At 59.7% G+C, this 21,202-nt stretch carries 18 protein-coding genes; 6 read left to right on the top strand and 12 right to left on the bottom strand.

Going from position 1 to position 21,202, the window contains the following annotated elements:
* The first annotated feature begins 6 nt into the window (after positions 1-6).
* Positions 7-207, top strand: coding sequence for a hypothetical protein (locus K7431_RS05165; protein WP_043206010.1), 201 nt, complete (start codon positions 7-9; stop codon positions 205-207).
* A 111-nt stretch (positions 208-318) separates the two neighbouring features.
* Here K7431_RS05165 and K7431_RS05170 read toward each other — a convergent pair whose 3' ends face one another.
* Positions 319-2,136 carry a flavin monoamine oxidase family protein gene (locus tag K7431_RS05170; protein ID WP_015886247.1) on the bottom strand — a complete coding sequence of 606 codons (1,818 nt, stop codon included), beginning with the start codon at positions 2,134-2,136 and terminating at the stop codon, positions 319-321.
* 276 nt (positions 2,137-2,412) lie between these two features.
* Between K7431_RS05170 and K7431_RS05175 the strand changes: the two genes are divergently transcribed.
* Positions 2,413-3,858 carry a purine-cytosine permease family protein gene (locus tag K7431_RS05175; protein WP_043206012.1) on the top strand — a complete coding sequence of 482 codons (1,446 nt, stop codon included), beginning with the start codon at positions 2,413-2,415 and terminating at the stop codon, positions 3,856-3,858.
* The gene (locus K7431_RS05180; RefSeq protein WP_015886249.1) at positions 3,855-4,670 is read left to right on the top strand and encodes a nitrilase-related carbon-nitrogen hydrolase; all 816 of its coding nucleotides are present in this window, start codon (positions 3,855-3,857) and stop codon (positions 4,668-4,670) included. The genes K7431_RS05175 and K7431_RS05180 overlap by 4 nt, the downstream gene beginning before the upstream one ends.
* 3 nt (positions 4,671-4,673) lie before the next feature.
* Here K7431_RS05180 and gbcB read toward each other — a convergent pair whose 3' ends face one another.
* Complete coding sequence (gbcB, locus tag K7431_RS05185) at positions 4,674-5,774, bottom strand: glycine-betaine demethylase subunit GbcB (protein WP_015886250.1); 1,101 nt, start codon at positions 5,772-5,774, stop codon at positions 4,674-4,676.
* Positions 5,775-6,054: 280 nt separating this feature from the next.
* Between gbcB and gbcA the strand changes: the two genes are divergently transcribed.
* Positions 6,055-7,350 carry a glycine-betaine demethylase subunit GbcA gene (gene gbcA, locus K7431_RS05190; RefSeq protein ID WP_015886251.1) on the top strand — a complete coding sequence of 432 codons (1,296 nt, stop codon included), beginning with the start codon at positions 6,055-6,057 and terminating at the stop codon, positions 7,348-7,350.
* A 923-nt stretch (positions 7,351-8,273) separates the two neighbouring features.
* Here gbcA and etfB read toward each other — a convergent pair.
* The 6 genes from etfB to K7431_RS05220 all read right to left on the bottom strand — a co-directional run bounded on the left by etfB (position 8,274) and on the right by K7431_RS05220 (position 16,058).
* Positions 8,274-9,044, bottom strand: coding sequence for an electron transfer flavoprotein subunit beta (gene etfB, locus K7431_RS05195; protein WP_015886252.1), 771 nt, complete (start codon positions 9,042-9,044; stop codon positions 8,274-8,276).
* 10 nt (positions 9,045-9,054) lie between these two features.
* Positions 9,055-10,275, bottom strand: coding sequence for an electron transfer flavoprotein subunit alpha (gene etfA / locus K7431_RS05200; protein ID WP_015886253.1), 1,221 nt, complete (start codon positions 10,273-10,275; stop codon positions 9,055-9,057).
* Complete coding sequence (dgcB, locus tag K7431_RS05205; protein WP_015886254.1) at positions 10,275-12,233, bottom strand: dimethylglycine demethylation protein DgcB; 1,959 nt, start codon at positions 12,231-12,233, stop codon at positions 10,275-10,277. Before dgcB ends, etfA begins: the two co-directional genes overlap by 1 nt.
* 171 nt (positions 12,234-12,404) lie before the next feature.
* A complete protein-coding gene (dgcA, locus tag K7431_RS05210) occupies positions 12,405-14,465 on the bottom strand; it encodes a dimethylglycine demethylation protein DgcA (RefSeq protein WP_015886255.1) in 2,061 nt (686 codons plus the stop codon).
* Positions 14,466-14,480: 15 nt separating this feature from the next.
* Positions 14,481-15,011, bottom strand: a complete 531-nt coding sequence (locus K7431_RS05215; RefSeq protein ID WP_015886256.1) for a DUF5943 domain-containing protein — start codon at positions 15,009-15,011, stop codon at positions 14,481-14,483.
* Between the two features lie 69 nt (positions 15,012-15,080).
* Positions 15,081-16,058, bottom strand: a complete 978-nt coding sequence (locus K7431_RS05220) for a dipeptidase (RefSeq protein ID WP_015886257.1) — start codon at positions 16,056-16,058, stop codon at positions 15,081-15,083.
* A gap of 219 nt (positions 16,059-16,277) precedes the next feature.
* On the opposite strand from K7431_RS05220, the gene K7431_RS05225 reads away from it, so the two are divergent.
* Positions 16,278-16,679: a lysozyme inhibitor LprI family protein gene (locus K7431_RS05225; RefSeq protein ID WP_015886258.1), complete on the top strand. Its 402-nt coding sequence runs from the start codon at positions 16,278-16,280 to the stop codon at positions 16,677-16,679.
* Positions 16,680-16,682: 3 nt separating this feature from the next.
* Here the strand turns inward: K7431_RS05225 and K7431_RS05230 are convergent, their stop codons facing one another.
* Both K7431_RS05230 and K7431_RS05235 read right to left on the bottom strand, forming a co-directional pair.
* Complete coding sequence (locus K7431_RS05230; RefSeq protein WP_015886259.1) at positions 16,683-17,921, bottom strand: type II toxin-antitoxin system HipA family toxin; 1,239 nt, start codon at positions 17,919-17,921, stop codon at positions 16,683-16,685.
* Complete coding sequence (locus K7431_RS05235) at positions 17,918-18,214, bottom strand: helix-turn-helix domain-containing protein (protein WP_015886260.1); 297 nt, start codon at positions 18,212-18,214, stop codon at positions 17,918-17,920. The genes K7431_RS05230 and K7431_RS05235 overlap by 4 nt, the downstream gene beginning before the upstream one ends.
* Positions 18,215-18,431: 217 nt before the next feature.
* Between K7431_RS05235 and K7431_RS05240 the strand changes: the two genes are divergently transcribed.
* Entirely contained in the window at positions 18,432-18,848 is a 417-nt protein-coding gene (locus tag K7431_RS05240; RefSeq protein WP_015886261.1) for a DUF3010 family protein, read from the top strand.
* A gap of 123 nt (positions 18,849-18,971) precedes the next feature.
* Here the strand turns inward: K7431_RS05240 and K7431_RS05245 are convergent, their stop codons facing one another.
* Both K7431_RS05245 and K7431_RS05250 read right to left on the bottom strand, forming a co-directional pair.
* The gene (locus K7431_RS05245; RefSeq protein WP_015886262.1) at positions 18,972-20,150 is read right to left on the bottom strand and encodes a hypothetical protein; all 1,179 of its coding nucleotides are present in this window, start codon (positions 20,148-20,150) and stop codon (positions 18,972-18,974) included.
* Positions 20,151-20,218: 68 nt separating this feature from the next.
* Positions 20,219-21,163: a GlxA family transcriptional regulator gene (locus K7431_RS05250; protein WP_015886263.1), complete on the bottom strand. Its 945-nt coding sequence runs from the start codon at positions 21,161-21,163 to the stop codon at positions 20,219-20,221.
* Positions 21,164-21,202 lie beyond the last annotated feature (39 nt).

Genomic DNA, 21,202 nt, shown 5'->3' on the forward strand with positions numbered 1-21,202 from the left:
AATATCATGGAATATCAAAACAACGGCAACACCCTTCAGAGCGACGGCACCGTCAGCACTACCGTCATTGATTGGGATGAGTTCAGGAAATATGCGAAAGTCGGTGACACCATCAAAGAGCCCTCAAGGACGCTGAGGATCTACGATAAAGTCTACGAACTGACAGCATCCGGCCAACATTTCGTGGTTCATATCTACGCGCATTAACCGTTAACGCCTGAGATCCGCGCCGCAGGCTCATGACCTCCGACGCGGAACCGAAGTCTGCGACCTCATCAGATTAAAACCCGACCTTGGTACTGGCTCGCCAGGGTCGACTTACAGGGCCTTTGGCTTGAGCACTTGCCAGTCGTCGATGGGACCTCGGTTTTCAATAAAGGTACCCCCGCCGAACTTCACCGCCAGATTGTTTACGGCGTTCAAGGCGGTGGTCACGGCACCTTCCCCCCAGCCTCCCGTGAAGGACACATCATCGCCGGCCAGAATGAAGCCATCGGGACTTCCATCAAACACACCGTTCATAAACTGCGAAAACAGCAGGCGCTGGTATTCGTACTGCCCCGGCAGGTTCATTTTGAAGGCACTCAGGAAAAACGGTTGTTCTTCCCAATTGATTTCGACAAATGGATCGGTCATACCGAACTCCGCCGCAAGGTTCAACTGATGGTGGGCATACACCGAATCCAACAAGGTTGAACATACCGCCACATGGGACGGTAATGGCGCAGCGCGATCACCCAGGAACTTGATGCTGTCGTCGTTCCAGGTGTAAGACAAAAACATCCCGCTGCCTTTGTAGGGGCCTTGACTCGCAGCGTAGTCCAGCAGGTATGTGCCGCGGGTAATTCGGTCCGACAACGTCACACTCATCTTGTATTGACGATCTGCACCGACATCGGTCCAGAAAGGCCGCTGGGTCTGCGCAAATATTTTGGCCGACTGCATGTAATGGGTGTACGTAACTGCCTCCCACTCTTTTATGGACAAGAGGCTATTCATTTGGTCAAAGCGGGCGACGCCATCCATAAAACGGAATTTGTCGAGGACACGTTTGTGAGGCGTATAAACCACAGCAGCAAAGGTGTATTGACGCTCGCTTCCTCGATTATGATCAAACATCCACACATCAAATTCGCCATCCGGACGCCGTATGATCTGGCGCACTTCCTGGTTGAAAGGCTGAGCAATGACCTGGGCGGTCAGGCCCTGGACGGTAGTGCCCGCGGGCCAATAAGCCATGGGGTCGCCGAGGGCATCCGGAGCACGATTCCACAGTCGGGTAGGCAACTCGCTGGAACCGTCATACATTAGCTTGTGGTTGGTATCCAGCCCGGTATACAGCACCCGCAACACCTCCAGAAAGCAGTTCGGATAGTCGGTGTTCCATCCGCCGGTACCAAAGCCGATCTGGCCGAACAAGTCGATATCCTCACGACTCCAACCCGCCTCTTCCACCATGGCCGCGAAAAAGCTGAGATTGTCCCATCCTTTGTCCAGGATCGCGTTCCACAGGGTCTTGATCTTCGCCAGATCAGGATTGTCCCCGGACATCGCGGTTTCCATTTCAAGGAACTTGATCGGATCCTGCTCCAGGAAAACATCGAACAATTTGCTTTCGATATCTTCATATTCGGGAGGCAAGTTCTTGCCTTCGTAATAGACCTGTCGTTGTTGATAGTCGACCACTGTGCTGGGGGTTGCAGCCGACCCTGGGTTGGGAAAGTCCGCTGAATTGGCGGTCATACCCACTTTATCGAAATAGTGCATCAACGCCTTGCCGGAGACGGGAAAGCGCATAGCGCCCATTTCACAGATAACGCTGTTGGCGGAGTCTTGCGGATCGCCCGCCACATAGGAATAGAAACGCCCGCCAATACGGTCGCTGGCCTCCACCACCACCGGGTGCAAGCCCATGCGCATCGCTTCATAAGCAGCCACCAGTCCGGCCACTCCGGCACCAACAATCAGTACCTGGGTGCCCTGCTGACGTGTAGAAACACCCGCCAACGGTTTTCCATTGCTGACAGCCGAATTGAGGAACTTGGCGTAATGAAAAGGGAAGTCTGGAATAAGCGCAGTGACATCGTTGGTCAACAGGCGCGCCGCACCTTTAGAACGTGAAGGGATAGCAGACATATCAGTCATCCTTGGTGTGTCAAAGGACGTCCGCCTACGGCTTCACTGCGAAGGGCGACTACGACGAGTTCGATCCTAAGCGTAGACGCTTGTAGGAAATGTCTGCATCTAAATTGAAAATAGAAAGCGACTGCGTAAGGCAGGGCTTGCCCCATAAGGTTATGCGCCATCAGTTCAGAAATTCATGAAGTGATTATTTGCAAATGCCGATTCAATAGTTTTTTTAGTTACAAGACTCTGCGTAGTCTCACTCAATAAAAACAGACCGTGATGCCTATGAACACGCCCTCCGACCGATCGGCTGCTCCCACTTCCACCACGCTGAAAATCGAAACCCGCTCCATTGACTACGTGCCGCGCAATGAACGCCACGGTAAGGTCTGGCACCAGGCGCCGTTCTGGTTCACCGGTAACTTCGTTCTGACCACCATGGTCACCGGGTTTACCGGCGCAGCCTTGGGGCTGAGCCTGGTGTATGCCGTCCTGGCGATTGTCATCGGCGTGTGCCTGGGTACGTTCGCCATGGCGTTCCACGCCAACCAGGGCCCACGCATGGGCTTGCCGCAGATGATCCAGTCGCGGGCACAGTTCGGTTTACGCGGGGCAATCGTGCCCTTTATCGCGGTGGTCTTCGTGTACATCGGCTTCAACGTGTTCAATGTGATTCTGGCGACGGACGCCATCAATACCGTGCTGCCCGGCAGCCGTGCCCCCTGGTACGCGTTGATGATCATCCTGGCGGTGGTGATTGCCGTGATCGGCCACGACCTCCTGCACACCGTGCAGCGCTGGCTGACCTACGTGATGATCAGTGTCTTCGCCGTACTCACAGTCGCAGCCGTGACGCACCTGCAGGCCGACACGGCAGTGGCCGACGCGCACTTTTCCTGGTCGGCCTTCCTGATCCAACTTTCAGCCGCTGCGGGCTATCAGATCAGTTACGCCGTCTATGTCTCGGATTACTCGCGCTACCTGCCCCATAACACGCCGTCGCGCAGTGTCATCACCTGGACATACCTGGGGGCTGCCGGCTCGGCGCTGTGGCTGATGTCACTGGGGGCGTTTCTCGCCTCGGCGTTGCCCTCACCCGACGCCATCGGCAGCGTGCAGGCAGTAGGCAACCAACTGCTGCCGGGGTTTGGCACCTTTACCGTGCTGATTGCCGTCCCGGCGTTGGTCGGCATCATGGCCGTCAACTGCTATGGCGCGATGCTCACCGGAATCAGTGCCATTGACGGTTTTGTGCCGATCAAGCCCAGGATCAAAAGCAGAATCCTCGGGATCAGCCTGGTGGCCGCGATCATTTTTGTGATCGCCTTGTGCATCCCCGAAAGCTACCTCAGCAGCTTTAACACCTTCGTGCTGTTGATGCTGTATTTCCTGGTGCCCTGGACAGCAGTCAACCTTGCCGACTTCTACGCCGTACGAAAAGGGCGCTACGCCATCAGCGACATTTTCAACCCAGCGGGCATCTATGGCCGTTGGTCGAGCACCGGACTCGTCGCCTATTTCCTCGGCCTGGCGGCAATGGTTCCGTTTATGTCGCTGGGTTTTTATCAAGGGCCGATCAGCTTCATGTTGGGCGGCGCCGACATTGCGTTCGTCGTCGGCCTGCTGGTCTCGGCATTGGTTTACTGCGTGATGAGTCGCCAACTCGACCACGCCGCCGAGTCGCGGGCCATAAAAGCCAGTGAACAAGCGCTGGAAGGAAACGTGTCATGACTCCGTTACGCGTCGTTTGTCACCAACTGGCGCCGCGTATCGGCGATACCGATTACAATCGGGCGCTGACCGAACGTGCGATTCGTCGAGCGGCGAGTCTCAACGCCCAGTTGATCGTCCTGCCGGAGCTGATTCAGAGCGGTTACGTATTCGCCGACCGGGAGGAAGCCTACATCGCCTCCGAGACACGTGACGGTCCAACCCTGGTCCTGTGGAAAAGCCTGGCGCGGGAGCTGGGGATCATCATCGTCGCAGGGTTCTGTGAGCGTCTGAGCGCGGGACAGGTCGCCAACAGTGCCGCCCTGGTCGAACCCACGGGGCGGTTGACGGTGTATCGCAAGGCGCACTTGTGGGACCGTGAGAAACTGATCTTCACCGCTGGGGATGCGCCACCTCCGGTGATCGACACTGCCGTCGGGCGGATCGGCATGATGATCTGCTACGACTTGGAACTGCCCGAATGGGTGCGCCTGGCAGCGCTGGCGGACGCCGACCTGCTCTGCGTTCCGGTGAACTGGCCGGATGGCCCGCGCCCCGAGGGTGAACGGCCGGCAGAGATCGTGCGGGTACAGGCCAATGCGGCGGTCAACCGCATGTTCATCGCCGCGTGCGACCGCCATGGCGAGGAACGTGGCGTCAGGTGGGTGGGCGGCTCGGTCATCGTCGACGCCGATGGCTACCCGTTGGCCGGAGCAGCCTCCCACCCAGGGGAACAACCGTTGATGGCTGAACTGCCGTTGGCCGAGGCCAGGAACAAGTCAATCAGCGACCACAACCACGTTCACCAGGATCGTCGGCCCGGGCTGTACTGAGCGTCAGAACTCAATGCGCACATCACCCTTCGGCACACTGCAGCAGGATAGGATGTAGCCCTCGGCTTCGTCCTCCTCGGTGATCCCGCCGTTGTGGTCCATCTCGACCTCGCCCCCCAGCTTCATCACCTTGCATGTGCCGCAAATCCCCATGCCACAGGCTTTCGGGATCAACAGGCCGAGCTTGGCCGCCGCCGCATGCACGGTTTCGCCCGGTGCGACGCGAATGCTCTTGCCCGACGCAATGAATTCCACCTGGTGCAAATCCGCCAGATCGATTTCCGGTGCGTCGGCAGCTTGTTCGGCTTGCTCCACCGCATCGGCACGGGCTTCGGGTGGCGTGGCTCCGAAGGATTCTTCGTGGTAGCGCGCCATGTCGAAACCGGCGACTTCCAGCAGGCGCTTCACCGCGTTCATGTACGGCGTAGGCCCGCAGCAGAACACTTCGCGCTCCAGGAAGTCCGGCACCATCAGCTCGAGCATCTTGTGGTTCAGGTAACCGCGATAACCTGCCCACGGCTCACCCAACCCGTGTTTCTCGCAGATCAGGTGCAGGCTGAAGTTATCGATGCGCGACGCCATGTGCTCCAGCTCGCGGTGGTAGATGATGTCCTTGGGCGAGCGGGCGCTGTGGATAAACGTCATGTCGACATTCGCGTTGGTGTCGTAGAACCAGCGCGCCATGGACATGACCGGGGTGATCCCCACACCACCGCTGAGGTACAACACTTTCGGGCTCGGGTAATCGATGGCATTGAACAGGCCCACCGGCCCGTGCACCGCCAACTCCTGGCCTTCGTGCAGGGTGTCGTGCAGCCAGTTGGAGACCTTGCCGCCCGGCACGCGCTTGATCGTCACCGAGAAGCTGTACGGCACCGACGGCGAGCTGGAAATGGTGTACGAACGCATGATCGGCTGGCCTTCGATTTCCAGCTCCAGGGTGACGAACTGCCCCGGCTTGAAAAAGAACAGGATCGGCTGGTCGGCCATGAAGCAAAAGGTGCGCACGTCCCAGGTTTCCTGGATGACTTTGACGCAACGGACGATGTGCCGACCATTGGCCCAGGTCTGGGTCGTTACCGGATTCAGGAAATTGCTGGACATGTTCTTCTCCACCGCCGAGGTCGGCCTTATGGTGGCGATTCTGCGTAACGCGAGAACCACCCATTTACCTATCTGCGACATTCACATACTTATCGCGACCAGCCCCCATACCACGGGGGTTGCGCGTCGGGATCAGAGTGGGCCATGTCGCTCATGGATAAGGTTCGGCGCATCGGCGGCCCCACACTCGCTCCCAACACAGACGCTTTCTTTACGCCTTGCTGCAAACCTGATTAGCCACTTATCTCGGCCACACAGAATGGCCATGAGGACACACACGATGGACGTCACCGCAACTTTAAGCTTGGGCGATCCGCTGGAACCCGCACGCAAGGCCACCGCGCAGATGCTGCAAGAGCGCGAGCGCACCTTTTCGCTGCCACAGCCGTTCTACTCTGATGAGCGGTTGTTTGATATCGACATGCAGGAGATCTTCCAGAAAGAGTGGTTGATCGCCGGCATGACCTGCGAGATCCCCACCAAGGGCAACTACCTGACCCTGCAAGTGGGCAAAAACCCGATCATCGTGATCCGTGGCGCCGAAGGCGTGGTGCATGCCTTCCACAACGTGTGCCGCCACCGTGGCTCGCGCTTGTGCACCAGCGACAAGGGCAAGGTCGCCAAACTGGTGTGCCATTACCACCAGTGGACCTACGAACTGGACGGGCGCCTGCTGTTCGCCGGTACCGAGATGGGCGCCGACTTCGACATGAAGCAGTACGGCTTGAAGCCGGTGAACGTGAAGACCGCGGGTGGCTACATCTTCATCAGCCTGGCTGAGAACCCGCCGGCCATCGATGACTTCCTGTCGACACTGAACCACTACATGGAACCCTACGACATGGAGAACACCAAGGTGGCGATTCAGACCACCTTGTTCGAAAAGGCCAACTGGAAGCTGGTGCTGGAAAACAACCGCGAGTGCTACCACTGCAACGCTTCGCACCCGGAACTGCTCAAAACCCTGCTGGAATGGGATGACGTCACCGACCCGCGCGCCGACCAGGCGTTCAAGGACCACGTGGCCGCGTCTGCCGCTGCCTGGGATGCCGAGAAGATCCCTTACGCCCACGCGAGCTTCGGCTTGCGTAACCGCATCGTGCGCATGCCGCTGCTCAAGGGCACCGTGTCGATGACCCTGGACGGCAAGCAGGGCTGCGCCAAACTCATGGGTCGCATCAAGAACCCGGACCTGGGCTCGATGCGCATTCTGCACCTGCCGCACTCGTGGAACCACTGCATGGGTGACCACATCATCGTGTTCACCGTGTGGCCGATCAGCGCCCAGGAAACCATGGTCACCACCAAGTGGATCGTGCACAAGGATGCGGTCGAGGGCGTGGATTATGACGTGGAGCGCATGCGCCAGGTGTGGGACGCCACCAACGACCAGGATCGTCGCCTGGCCGAAGAGAACCAGCGCGGGATCAACTCCACCGCCTACCAGCCCGGCCCTTACTCCAAGACCTATGAGTTCGGCGTGGTGAACTTCGTGGATTGGTACAGCGAGCGCATGCTCAGCAACTTGGGTGCCGCCCCGGCGCCGTACCTCAAAGGTGTTGCCGTACACGAATAAAAAGGTGGGGCTTGCCTGCGATGGCGGTATGGGCTGATACAACGCCATCGCAGGCACCTCCCACATTAGCTTTCACCCATGATCAAAATTTGATCAACCCCCTTGCAGACCACTCGCATCCTGCCTTCCAGCCTTTCCCCAACAACTTATCCACAAAGCCACCCACAGCAATTGTGGGCAACTGCGCTATCCCCTAAAAATAAATGAAGAAAATCCGTGACTTATTCGTGCTGCCAGTTTTAACGCACAGCTGATCACTTTCTGACCAACACCGTGAAAGCCATGTAAACCGTGGCTTGTAGCGGTACGCAAACACCTTATCCACAGAAGCACCAACAGACTTTGGGGGCAACTTTGACGATGCTGTGGAAAACCGCTTCAAACCTTCATAAATCGCGGTTTACACGGGTTTTAGTCGAAAAAAATCGTGAATCGATCAGATTTTGACCAATCGAATGAAAGCCTTTATTTATAAGGGCTGCAGCCGAGAGCGAACACGTTATCCACAGAAGCGCCAACAGAGTATGGGGGCAAGTCGGCTGGGAAAAATGCACAGAGACAGGGAAAAACCCAAGTAAAAACCGTCAGTTAGCTTGGTTGTTTTTCGTACAGAGGGCTGCAGGGCTTGATTCACAGGGGCTGTGGACAACCGCGAACAGGTTATCCACAGACGGATCAACAGGGATTGTGGGTAAGCCCAAGGAACTTCAAGTATGGGGGAGCTGGCTTCCCTGCTATAGCCATTGGAATCTACACATCGTTGTAGTGAGCGGGCTTGCCCCGCGCTGGCGGCGAAGCCGCCCCAAACCAAACGACTTGGCTTTATCTGAAACTCAGCGGCGTATTTATTGGGGCGGCTTCGCCCCCCAGCGCGGGGTAAGCCCGCTCACTACAGGTACAGATACGCCAGCTCCCACAGGGGATCAGCGTACGACGCCTTCCTCAACCAGCAGCTTGAGAATGGCCTCGGCGCCCGCTTCCGGGCTGAGCCCCTTGAGCACTTGCCCACCGCCGCCGCTGGCCTTGGCCGTGGCGGCTTTCATACGATCGGCGCCGCTCTTGGCCTTGATCACCTTGAGCCGCTTGGGGCGAGGCTTGGCCGGTTGCAGCACGGCCCCTGTGTATAACGCGTCCTGCTCGACTTCAACTTCGTGAGCCGCCAGTTCACCGCGCTGCGCCGGGCCGTACGCACTTTGCCGAGGCTTGGGCGCGGCGTTATCCACGGTCGCCAGGAACGGCAAACGCACCTTCAACCGGCGCCGCTGGCCGCGTGGCAGGGCTTGCAGCACATGGGCCACGCCCGCTTCGATCGATTCAACCTGCGCCAGCCCGACAATCAGCGGCCAGCCCAACTGCTCGGCCAGCAAGAACGGCAACATGCCCGAGCCTTCACCGGTTTCGGCCTGGCTGCCAGTGAGCACCACCTGGGCACCGGCATCGCGCAAGTACTCACTGAGTACCGGCAACGCATCGCTGCCAGCCGGTTGCTCCAGTACATGTAACTCTGGCAAGCCCATGCCCAGGTAACTACGCAGTGTCGGTTCGGCGATGTTGCCGGCGTGCAGCACCTGCAACTTATCCCCAGCCATTTGCAGGCCCAGTTCGACAGCGCGCGCGTCCTGCTCGGCACGGCGCGGGCGCCCGGAGGTAGGGTGGGCACCGATGGACACCAGGCTGATTACATTCGTCGTCATGGTCATATCCTTAAGCAGCATCGCGCTTGGCGCCGTTGCGGTAGGTCTCGACCGCCGCGATCAAGGCTTGCAGTATCGCGGCGCTTTCGCCGATGACCGAGAGGTCGGCACGCTTGATCATGTCGCAGCCAGGATCCAGGTTGATCGCCACCACCTTGTCGCAGGCGCCGATGCCCTGCAGGTGCTGGATCGCCCCGGAAATGCCCACGGCCACATACACCCGCGCCGTGACCCAGGTGCCGCTGGCGCCCACCTGACGGTCACGCGCCATGAAGCCATCGTCCACCGCGACGCGGGAGGCGCCTTCGGTGGCACCCAACGCCGCAGCGGTCTGGTGGAACAGCGCCCAGTCCTTCACCCCATTGCCACCGGAGAAAATGAATTCGGCCTCGGCCATGGGAATAGCCCCCGGGTCCACCGCCACCGCGCCGAGGTCCTCGATACGCGGCAAGCTGCGCGCCAGGGCTGTGGATAACTCCACAGGCAACGCTTCGTGACGGGTTTCGCTGACGGGCTCCGCGCACTCTACGGCAGCCAGGATCAGGCGCGGCAGCGGCCGGGCCAAGTCTTCCTGGCCAGCACCGGCGCGGCCGATGCACTCGTCGCCCTTGATCTGCCACACCCGCGTGGCCGGGCGCTCCTTGAGGCTCGCGGCAAAACGTCGGCCCAGTTCGCCGCCACCGCTGCGGCTGTCCGGCAGCAACCAATGACGCGGGTTGAACTGGTTATCCACAGCGCGCAAACCTTGAACCCGTTGCTCCGGTGAATAACCGTCGAATTCGTGGCCCTCAAGCACCAGCAGACGGTCGACGCCAGCGGTGGCAAACGCACTTTCCTTGTGCTCGCCAAACACTACCGCCAGCACCGCGCCGTCGCTGCCGGCGAGTTGCCGCGCCAGGCCAAGCAGGTCGCGGTCGTGGCTGCTCAGGCGGCCGCCCACCATGTCCGGCACCACGTTGATGTAGAACGCAGGCGCAGGCACCTGATGCAGCGGCAACTGCACTTCCACCGCCGCCGTGCGCTTGGCCGCGCCGCCCTGCTGGGCACCGCTGCGGTCGATACGCTTGATGCCGTTGGGGCCGATAAAACCGACGCCGTGTACGTTCTTGCGAATGACACCGTTAGGTCCCATCCAACTGTGTTGTACCGGCTGCATGGCCGCGTGCAGCGGGTGCAAGCGATTGCGGGCGATCCATTCGGCCCGTGGGTCGCGGCGGATAATGTCGCTCATCAATGCACCTCCGCAGGTTCAAGTTTGGCCGGGGCCTTGGCCGGTGCGGCGTCTTCCAGCAACGCATCAGCCACCAACTCCGCGATGTCCTTGATCAATGGGCGCGGCTCGACCACACCTTCCAGCATCGCGGTACATTGCGGGCAGCCCACGGCCACCAGCTCGGCGCCGGTTTCGCGGATGTCGTCCATGCGCATGTCCGGGATACGCTGCTTGCCGGGAATGTCAGTAATCGGCGCCCCACCCCCACCGCCGCAGCAGCGAGAACGGAAGCCCGAGCGTTGCATCTCCTTGACCTCGATGCCCAGCGCCCGCAGCACTTGGCGCGGCGCCTCGTATTCGCCGTTGTAGCGGCCCAGGTAGCACGGGTCGTGATAGGTCACGCTGTTGCCCTTGTGCTGGCCCAGGTTCAGCGCGCCCTCGCCGATCAACTCGGCCATGAAGGTACTGTGGTGCTGCACGAGGTAGTTGCCGTTAAAGGCGCCGTACTCGTTCTTCAGCACGTGGAAACTGTGCGGGTCGCACGTGACGATGCGCTTGAAGCTGTACTTGGCCAACGTCTGGATATTGCGCGTGGCCAGCAACTGGAATGTCGCTTCATCGCCCAGACGGCGGGCTACATCACCGCTGTCGCGCTCTTCCAGGCCGAGCACGGCAAAGTCCACCTTGGCCGCTTTGAGCACTTTGACAAAGGCTCGCAGCGTGCGTTGGTTACGCATGTCGAAGGCGCCATCGCCGACCCAGAACAGCACCTCGGCACTGCCCTTGTCGCTGAGCAACGGCAGGTTCAGATCCGCCGCCCAGTTCAGGCGACCACCCGGTGCGAAACCGCCGGGGTTGTCGGTGGCGATCAAATTCTCGAGGACTTCGGCGCCCTTGTTCGGCGTGGCCCCTTTTTCCAGGGTGAGGTGGCGGCGCATGTCGACGATGGCGTCCACGTGCTCGATCATCATCGGGCACTCCTCCACACAGGCACGGCAGGTGGTGCATGACCACAGGGTCTCGGCGTCCACCAGGCCGTTGACGATCGGCTGATGCGGGTTGCCACCGTGTTCGCCCAACGGTTTGCCGCCGCCGTTAATTGATGGATAGGGGCTGCCGGCGAATTTGGCATCGGTGCCGCCGGCCAGGCCAACCACCATGTCCTGGATCAGCTTTTTCGGGTTCAGCGGCTGGCCGGCAGCGAACGCCGGGCACGCGGCTTCGCACTTGCCGCACTGCACGCAGGCGTCGAAACCGAGCAATTGGTTCCAAGTGAAATCCTTGGGTTTCTCCACGCCCAGCGGCGCGGACTTGTCGCTGAGGTCCAGCGGCTTCAAACCGGTGGAACGGCCACCGCCAAAGCGTTCGGCGCGGCGGTGCCAGGCCAGATGCAAGGCACCGGCGAAGGCGTGCTTCATCGGGCCGCCCCAGGTCATGCCGAAGAACATCTCGGACACGCCCCACAACACACCGACGCTGAGCAGCGCAGCGAGCAGCCAGCCGCCAAAATCAGCCGGCAGGATTCCAGCCACCGGCAGCGTCACCAGGAAGAAACTCACCGAGAACGCCATGAGGCTTTTCGGCAGGCGCATCCACGGGCCTTTCGACAGGCGCGACGGCGGATTGCGCCGCCGCAGGTAGACGAACGTGGCGCCGACAAACATCAGCACCGAGGCCAGCAGCAAGGCGTAGCCGAGGATGCGGTTATGCAGGCCGAAACCGTGTACGAGGATCGCCAGCAGCGCCGACAGCACAAACCCCAGCGCGGTCGCGACGTGGGTGTTGGCGATGTATTTGTCGCGGGCGACCACGTGGTGCAGGTCGACCATGTAGCGCTTGGGCATGGCCAGCAGGCCGCCCAGCAGGTCAACCTTGGAAGCGCGGCCACGGCGCCACATGTTCACCCGGCGCAGGGCGCCGAGGACGGCCAGGCCCAACGCGGCAAACAAGAGAATAGGCAGCAAGGTGTTCAACATGGTGAAGCTCCCACAGACCACACAGGTCTAATGTGAAACTGGCCTTAATGTGGGGAGGGGGCGTGCTCCCGATGGCGGCGAATCAGCCACACATGCATCAACTGACACACTGCCATCGGGAGCAAGCCCCCTCCCACATTTGGACCGAGTCCACATTATTTCGGTGTCGGGTCAGAAATCCTTGCACAAGCGCAGGGCGTCATAGATCGCAGCGTGGGTATTACGCTGCGCCACACAGTCGCCAATGCGGAACAGCAAGTACCCGTCACCCGCCTCGCTCAAGCACGGCTGCGGCTTGATCGCGAACAAGGCTTCGACGTCGATCTGGCCCTTGTTGCGCGAGCCTTCCTTGAGTGCGTAGTAGATGGCTTCATCCGGACGCACGCCGTTTTCAACCACCACCTGGTCGACCACCCGTTCCTCTTTGGCACCGGTGTATTCGTTCTCCAGCACCGCCACCAGCTTGTCGCCCTCGCGGTAGACCTTTTCCAGCATCATGTCGCCGGTCATGATCACTTCCTTGGGGTACATGCTGCGGTAGTAAGTCGGGAACGACGTACCGCCGATGGCCACGCCCGGTTTGATATCGTCGGTGACGATCTCGACCTGGCTGCCTTTGTCCGCGAGGAAATCCGCGACCGACATGCCGGTGAATTCACAGATGGTGTCGTACACCAACACGTTTTTACCCGGTGCGACCTTGCCGTCGAGCACGTCCCAACTGCTGACGACCAAGCCTTCGGCTGCGCCCCAGTGTTCGTTCTGCTCCACATTCGGGTGCCCGCCCACCGCCAGCACCACCACATCCGGGCGCAGGTCCAGGATGGTGTCGGCATCGGCCGCCACGCCCAGGCGCAGGTCGACTTTCAAACGTGCCAGCTCCAACTGGAACCAGCGGGTGATCCCGGCAATCTGATCGCGCTGTGGCGCTTTCGAGGCGGTGGTGATCTGCCCGCCGATAAACTCTTTCTTTTCGAGCAGGGTCACGTCGTGGCCACGTTCGGCAGCCACGCGTGCGGCTTCCATCCCGGCCGGGCCGGCACCGACCACCACGACTTTGCGTTTGGGTCCGGTGGACTTCTCGATGATGTGGGGCACGCCCATGTATTCACGGGAAGTCGCAGCGTTCTGGATGCACAGCACATCCAGGCCCTGGTACTGGCGGTCGATGCAATAGTTGGCGCCGACGCACTGCTTGATCTGGTCGATCTGGCCCATCTTGATCTTGGCGATCAGGTGCGGGTCGGCGATGTGTGCACGGGTCATGCCGACCATGTCCACATAGCCGCCTTCCAGAATGCGCGTGGCCTGGTTCGGGTCCTTGATGTTCTGCGCGTGCAGCACCGGGACCTTGACCACTTCCTTGATACCGGCGGCCAGGTGCAGGAACGGCTCCGGTGGATAACTCATGTTGGGGATAACGTTGGCCAGGGTGTTGTGGGTGTCGCAACCCGAGCCCACCACGCCGATGAAATCGAGCATGCCAGTGTCGTCGTAATACTTGGCGATTTGCTTCATGTCCTCGTGGGACAGGCCGTCCGGGTGGAACTCGTCGCCGCACAGGCGCATACCCACGCAGAAGTCGTCACCGACCTCGGCACGCACCGCTTTGAGGACTTCCAGGCCGAACTTCATGCGGCCTTCAAAGCTACCGCCCCACTCGTCGGTACGCTTGTTGACCCGTGGGCTCCAGAACTGGTCGATCATGTGCTGGTGCACGGCCGACAGCTCCACACCGTCCAGGCCACCGGCCTTGGCGCGCTTGGCGGCGCTGGCGTAGTTACCGATCACGCGCCAGATTTCCTCGGGCTCGATGGTCTTGCAGGTGGCACGGTGCACCGGCTCACGCACGCCGGACGGCGACATCAGGGTAGGCCAGTTGAAGCCGTCCCAACGCGAGCGACGGCCCATGTGGGTAATCTGGATCATGATCTTGGCGCCATGCTTGTGCATGGCGTCAGCCAGGTTCTGGAAGTGCGGGATGATACGGTCGGTGGACAGGTTGACCGAGCTCCACCACTCCTGCGGACTGTCGATGGCGACCACCGAGGAACCGCCGCAGATCGCCAGGCCGATGCCGCCCTTGGCTTTCTCTTCGTAATACTTCACATAGCGGTCGGTGGTCATGCCGCCGTCGGTGGCATACACCTCGGCGTGAGCGGTGCTGAGCACGCGGTTGCGGATGGTCAGTTTGCCGATCTGGATCGGCGCAAACATTGCTTCGAAAGCCATGGCACGGTCCTCGGCTTACAACGGCTTGACGGTGAACAGGCCGTCATCGTGGCCCTCTTCGGAGCCTCCGTAGACTTGTTCGGCGACGGTGCGGATCTTGCTTCCGCGCGCTTCGAGAATCTGGTCCATCGCGCCGGCAAACCAGCCAGTGAACATGTAGTCCACTTTGCGCCCGACCTTGCCGTACACGTAGACGAACGCCGAGTGTTCGAGCTTGACGCTGGCGGTGCCTTTGTCGAGGTCGATGTCTTGGATCTTGAACAGGCCCCAGCCGCGTTGCGACAGGCGCTTCATGTAATGCTCGAACACCGCGACGCCTTCCAGGCCGTGGCACTCGGCTTCTTTTTCACACCAGTGCCAGGCGGATTTGTAGCCGGCCTTGTAGAGGATCTCGGCATAGGCGTCGGCGCCCAGCACTTCTTCGATGCCGATGTGGTTATTCACGAAAAAATGACGTGGCACGTACAACATCGGCAGGGCGTCGGAAGTCCAGACACCGGTTTCGCTGTCAACTTCGATAGGCAATTGCGGGGCGATCTTGGCCATGGAAACTTAACTCCAGAAAATTCTTGGTAGTGCCCCCGACGCGAACGGCCGGGGGAGAAATGCGGTGGCTTATTCGCCCCAGACGTCCTTGAGCACGTTGACCCAGTTCTCGCCCATGATCTTGCGCACCACGCGCTCAGGATGGCCGCGCTTGAGCAGGGTCTCGGTGAGGTTGGGGAACTCGCCCACGGTGCGGATGCCCAGCGGGTTGATGATCTTGCCGAAGCTGGTCAGGCGGCGTGCGTAGCCCTTGTCATGGGTCAGCATTTCGAAGAAATCCTGGCCATGGCCCTGGGTGAAGTCGGTGCCGATGCCGATCGCGTCTTCACCGACGATGTTCATGGTGTATTCGATGGCTTCGGCGTAGTCGTCGATGGTCGAATCGATGCCCTTGGCCAGGAACGGCGCGAACATGGTCACGCCGACAAAGCCGCCGTGGTCAGCGATGAACTTCAGCTCTTCATCGGATTTATTGCGCGGGTGCTCTTTGAGCCCGGACGGCAGGCAGTGCGAATAGCACACCGGTTTCTTCGATTCGAGGATGACTTCTTCGGACGTCTTGGAGCCCACATGGGACAGGTCGCACATGATGCCGACGCGGTTCATCTCGCCGACCACCTCACGGCCAAAGCCCGACAGGCCGCCATCACGCTCGTAGCAACCGGTGCCGACCAGGTTCTGGGTGTTGTAGCACATCTGCACCACACCGACGCCGAGCTGCTTGAAGATCTCGACGTAGCCGAGCTGGTCTTCGAAGGCATGGGCGTTCTGGAAGCCGAAAATGATGCCGGTCTTGCCCTGTTCCTTGGCTTTGCGGATGTCCGCGGTGGTTTTCACCGGGATCACCAAGTCACTGTTCTCACGGATCAGGGTCTGGCTGGCCACGATATTGTTGATGGTGGCCTGGAACCCTTCCCACACCGACACCGTGCAGTTGGCAGCCGTGAGGCCACCTTTGCGCATGTCTTCGAACAGGTCGCGGTTCCACTTGGCAATAATCAGCCCGTCGATAACGATGCTGTCGGCGTGCAATTCGGCTGGGCTCATCAGGCGTCCCCTTATTGGCGATTCATGCGCCGAATCGTCTGCCGGCGCTTTGGGGCCAGCATATGCCCAGGGGCCGACGGAGCCGGGTGCAAAAACGACAGGGGAATTGCCGAAAGCGTCAATCCACGACAAAGGCTGTTAAGAGAGGTCTGACTGGCGACTGTTCATTGTCTTACGCTTGAGCCAGAATTCCCGCATCACCTGATATGAGACGGCGCAATGAAATCGATTTTCCTGGCTTTGGCACTCATCGCAACCGGCGTTCACGCGGCCGAAGACACCGATAGCACGCCGTGCGACGGCATCGAAAACGACAAGCAAACCCTGGAATGCGCCTCTTACAACAAAACCACCGCTGAGCAACTGCTCAAGGATAACTATCAGGGCCTGCTGGAACGCATGGGTTCGACCTATGGCAGCGACAAGACCAAACTGGCCGACATTACCGCTCGTCTGAAGGATGCGCAGCAGAAGTGGGAGAAATTGCGCGATGCCGATTGCGCCGTGGATACGTTCCCGGCCGTGAACGGCACCAAGGCCTATGCGATTGCGCAGAATGATTGTTTGGCGCGAATGAGTGATGAGCGGTCGGAGTTTTTGGAATCGATTGGGCAGGAGTGACGGCTAGAAGGCTTTCCATATTGAGTTGAAGGCCATTTGCAGATGATCACGCTGAATTTTGTCGATATGGAGGTCCGCGCAATGCTGGCTCCACTTCGACAAGGCCTCCATGGTCTGCTCGATGTAAAGCTCGGGTTCGAGAAAGCTGAAGGGTTCACAGACCTTCCTGATTGCCTGGCGTGATGGCTGGCCCGTACCTGCAAAGGCACAGGTATGTTCATTCCCGCGACCGCTGGTATTGGCAAACGTCAGGTCATAAGCTGGCGCCATCTGCCAGCCAGCCGAGGAGCCGAAGAACGAGAAGTTTTTCGCGTGATCGTCGCGATTGTGAGCCAACGCATTGAAGACCATCAGCCGAGCCATTTTCTGCACATCACCGGCGTTTTGGGTGATGGCGAAGGTCAGGCGCAACAGGTCGCCGTAGTCAAGGCTGGGCATGCGGAAATCGGCATACAGGATCGCCGCGCAGGTCAGCATATGGCGCTTGATGTGACCGGTTCGGTCAAAGCGTCGAGTGTTGAAAAAACGCTCTAGTCCGGTATCCGTCTGTACCTCGAGCAGGCTTGAATCCGAGACTTCGACCCCCGCGTTACGAGCGATCTCGGCGTAGGCTTGTTCGATAGCGCCACTGTCGCGATGCTCGCCCTGACTGCGGAATTTGATCAACCAGTGTTCATAGCCTTCAGGCATCTCACCAAATGAAGAAATGGCCTGCTGCTTGTCGGTCGAGAGCCCAATGACTGCCTTTGGCCGCGCACCACCGGGAGAGCCTCCCGCCAGGCGCAATGACTCGATCACCTCGTGCGTTTCGCCAGACAATACGTTTTGCGAAGCGTGGTAAAGGGACGCCAGATCCAGCTCGCCTTGCTCTGAATCTTTCTCGAGCATCGGCCTATACTCAAGCGCCCCCATGCCCCGATTGCCCATATAGGCCAGCCGGTCCAATGGGCGTATCGCACGCCGTTCAATTCCCAATTTCATGCGAAAGAAACGGTCCATCAGCAACAGCCCCCAGCCATCGGGCAACGAATCGCTGAACGCCCCCGGCAGGCCACCGAAAAGTAACTCGTCAGCTGCCAACTGAGGTGTGGAAGAAAAGTCCATGTACAACGGCGCCAGGTTGAAGCCGTTCGCCAACCAACTCGGATCATACGAAAAATAAATCCCCCTGCCGGGTGCATCCACCAGCTCACCGACGTGTGAGCCTTGCAACATAACGTGCAGTGCGGAGACTGTTTTCATCGACGCCCTCGAAGCCTGGTTTGACTTTTCAATTCCTGGAGACTGATCGGCGGCGGCGCACTGAACAGATTCGCCATTTGCGCCCCTACCCCCAGGCTCATCGCGATCAGCAGTAAGGCATCAAGGGAAACCTTTCCGGTCGTTTCAAAGCGCTTGAGCGTGGACTCGGCCACTCCCGACTGGGCTGCCAAGGCTCGGCGAGAAAGGTTCTTGCTCAGCCGCAGTGCCTTGGCATTTCCAGCGATCTGCAAAGCAATCTCGCCGGGGGCGTAGAGAATATGGGTAAGGGCCATGGTCCGACCTCAAATGAGTGTTAGCAAGTGTAGCACCCGCAGGAAGCCCACATAAAATAATGGACAACCTGCTATCCATGAATATGTTTTTCTTAGCATAAGAGACAACCTGGTATCTCTTATTAAAATATAAATCTGACCTGGATTGCCGCGCCTTTGACCCCCCTCGAAAGGTGCGCGACCATCTGCGCCATCTCACGTCCTTCAAGGCTAAACCATGAAAACCTGCGGCATCGAAATCAAAGGCAGCGAAGCCATCATCGCCGTCGCCTCCCTGGACAACCAGGCGCTGACCCATGTCGCCCTGGCGACCAAGAAAATCGCGCTGGACGACGACGATGAGGCCGCCAACGTCAAAGCCTTCGCCACCCAGGTGAAGGCGTTTGTGCAGGAAAATGCCATCGAGCGCATCGCCATCAAGAAGCGCAGCAAGAAAGGTGAGTTTGCCGGTGGGCCGACCACGTTCAAGATTGAAGGGGTATTTCAGTTGCTGGACGGTGTTGAGGTGACGCTGTTGTCGCCGCAGACCATCAATGCACAGAACAAGAAGCACACCTTTGACTTGCCGGTGACGCTGAACAAATATCAGCATGAGGCGTACAAGGCGGCGTGTTCGGCACTGGTCAAGAAATAAGCCACACCCTATATCAATGTGGGAGCTGGCTTGCCTGCGATGGCGGTGTATCAGCCAGCATCTACAGCGCTGCCCCACCGCTATCGCAGGCAAGCCAGCTCCCACATGTGCTCAGCGTTTGATTCAGTTAAGTGCTCGGCGCCGGTGCTGCAGCCAATCTCCGAAGGATTTGTCCTCCAGGGCATAGCCACCCCGGCTCGACTTCCATACCAGCTCTTTATCACGCAGGGCATCGATACAGGCCTGGATGGTCTGGGTGCCCGGCACTACGTCGCTGCCCATGTCTTCCAACGCCTTGCTGACGGCCGTGATGGTGCTGTCGGTAAACGGCGCGAACGGTTCGTTGTTCTGGGAGCGCTCCACCATCACTTCCAGCACCGCACGCTGGGGAATGGTGAGGGCGTTCCAGGCACTTTCGAATTCGGTCCAAACTCCGGCGCGCAGCAGTTCGGCGCGACTGTGCAGCAGTTGGCCGAGATTGCTCGCCTCCCCCAGTTCCAATGCCACTTCACCAATAATGGTGCGCAACATTTCCGGGCGACGGCCCACCAGCTCGAACGCTTCATCGATGTCGGCCGCATTGAACTGGTTGGTCTTGGCCAGAAGGCCGTTGAGGTACACGGTGTAGGCCTGTGTGAATGCTTTGCCCAACAGTGGAAATGGCGTGATGCTGGACCCGAAGAACGGCTGGCTTTTACCTAATACCAGATGGGCAAGCTTGTCGCGATTGGACCCCGTGAACACCAGGCGCAACCCGCTGCCCTCGCCTTCACGACCTTGGTTGAGCTGGTCCCGGGCGGCCTTGAGGGCAAACATCGCGTTAACACCCGCTTCGGTGGTGAGCGCGTGCTGGGCTTCGTCGATCACCAGCACGACGGTTTTCTCGGCAGCGCTGTGAAGCAGCTCCAGCGCTTGCGTCAGTGTCGCGCCTGCAGGCAATTGCGGCTTGGTGAAATCCCAGGACAAGGTGCGCAGGAAGCTGAGCTTTTCGATGCCGATATTTTTGGCCAGTTTGCGGATGCCCTTTTCAAAGGGCACCAGGGCACCGGCAATGGCACTGGAGATCAGGTCGGCGGGGTCTTTTTCCTTGTCGGCCCACAGGTCGACATACACCGCCAGCCAACCACGTGCCTGGCATTCAGGAACAAGGTCCTCACGCAAAAAAGTACTTTTGCCCGTGCGACGCGGCGCCGCGAGAAATAGGCCAGAGGTGAAATCCTGAATACCGGCCCCCACCAGGCCATCGGCAATGCTGCTTGCCAGGTCGGGACGGCGGAATACAAAGCCGCTGTTCTTGGACATGCTTTTATACTCAATTATGGAAAGGACTATAAATTATAGTAACGAGTATAATTGACTATAATCAGCCGTCAAACCACCTCCCGTCGCCGATCCTCCCTCGGACACTTGGCAAACCTCGCCCGATAACTCCTAGTGAAATACGACGGCGACTCAAACCCACAGGCAATGCTCACCTCCAGCACGCTCAAATCGCTCTGGCGCAGCAGCTGCCGGGCTTTCTCCAGGCGCAGGCCGAGGTAGAAGTTGCTCGGTGTGTCGTTCAGATGCAGGCGAAACAGGCGCTCCAATTGCCGCCGGGTGACTTTGATCGCCTCGGCCAAGGCCAATGTGCTCAGCGGCGGCTCGGTGTGTTGCTCCATCTCGCCGATCACTTGCACCAGTTTCTTGTTGTTGATGCCGTAGCGCGTGGCGATCTGCATGCGCTGGTGGTCTTTGCGCGGGCGGATACGGCTGAGCACGAATTGTTCGGAGACCTGGATCGCCAGGTCCGGGCCATGGGCCTGGGCGATCAGGTCGAGCATCAGGTCGATGGAGGCTGTACCGCCAGCGCAGGTGATGCGGCGGCGGTCGATTTCGAAGAGTTCCTGGGTCACTGTGAGCTGCGGATAGGATTCCTTGAACGCGTCGATAGCTTCCCAGTGCAGGGTCAGGCGATGGCCCTCGAGCAGGCCGGCTTCAGCGAGTACGCAGGCGCCGGTGTCGATGGCGCCGAGGGTCACGCCGTCGTGGTCGAGGCGGCGTAGCCAGTGCTCCAGGGCGGGTGTGGCGAACTGCAACGGTTCGAAGCCCGCCACCACCAATAACGTCGCACCCTTTTTCAGCGGTTCCAACGCGGCGTCGGCGTTGACCGACATGCCATTGCTCGCCAGCACCGCGCCGCCATCGGCGCTCAGCACGTGCCAGCGGTACAACTCGCCACGGAAGCGGTTGGCCACCCGCAGCGGTTCGACCGCGGAGATAAAGCCGATGGCCGAGAAGCCCGGCATCAGCAGAAAGTAGAAATCCTGGGACATGGTGGCGCTCTCGTCGGACGGGCAGCGTGGCACTGTGAT

It is taken from the genome of Pseudomonas fluorescens group sp., assembly GCF_020093335.1.
Taxonomy (GTDB): Bacteria; Pseudomonadota; Gammaproteobacteria; order Pseudomonadales; family Pseudomonadaceae; genus Aquipseudomonas; species Aquipseudomonas petroselini.